The sequence below is a fragment of the bacterium genome, from assembly GCA_024228115.1.
In the GTDB taxonomy this organism is placed as follows: Bacteria; Myxococcota_A; UBA9160; order UBA9160; family UBA6930.
This window is the reverse complement of record JAAETT010000404.1, coordinates 1-908: the sequence shown is the minus strand read 5'-3', so window position 1 is coordinate 908 and position 908 is coordinate 1. Positions and strand designations below refer to the sequence as shown.

Genomic DNA, 908 nt, shown 5'->3' with positions numbered 1-908 from the left:
CCTAATGTTCTTTGCATTAGCTCCATACGTGCCATTGTTTCTGTTGCTGTCATTGCAGGGCTGTCTTTAAGTTGCAATTGGTCCATGTAGAAAGCTTGCTGAATCGATTGTATTAAATCCTGTTTAGCTAATTGACTTACATCAAATCTAGCTTGTGAGTTTAAGGTCACAAACTTAGCGGGGTCGCGCATTATATTCAAACCTGCCGGACGTTGATCAAAGTCAGATAGCAAGTTATTCATGGTGGTGGCCCATGCGGGGTCAATAACCTTTTCGGCACTGCGTAATATCAATTCAACTAACTGATTAAGCGTCAATACGTCGCTAAGGGCATTCATTGCAGGAGAGTTACCCCACTTTGATTCGCTAGTCTTTCTCCATCGTGGCGCGTAAGCTGGCATTTCATAATAACCGCCCTCTTCGCCTAATGTCTCGCCGCCTTCTTTTAGTATGTATCTAAACGCATAAGGGCGCTTTTCAGCCGCAACAATACCATCAATAGATTTTTCATCTATGTCTTTACGTTTCCAAATGCAATAAACAACTTCCATTCTGTCAGTCTTGCCTGCGGCCTCCATAGCGTTAACCTTTTCCGGTACGCCATCTTCGCCAAACTTACTAATGATTTGTGAAGGTGTCCACATTAAACGGCGATAGAATGTAGCAATACCGCCTTTATGGTCTTCCTCAAAGTAAGCTTCTTTAATTGGTACGGCAGAAAATACTAAATCAATATCTTCACCGGTTAACTCATCGCCTGTAAATTCCTCTAACACCACAGAAGTACCATAGCTAACCAAATCGGTATAGCACTCGCTTATTTCAAGGTTAAAGTTAGACTCCTGTAAAGCATTATAAATACGGTCTGCAGTATCATCTAGCCACTCTTTAGCATCTTGAGTTTGATT

Annotated in this window: 1 protein-coding gene; it reads right to left on the bottom strand. The window is 41.9% G+C overall.

Annotation, left to right across the window (positions count from 1 at the left end; genetic code table 11):
- On the bottom strand, positions 1–908 hold a 908-nt coding region (locus GY937_17535), incomplete at both ends, for a hypothetical protein (GenBank protein ID MCP5058507.1).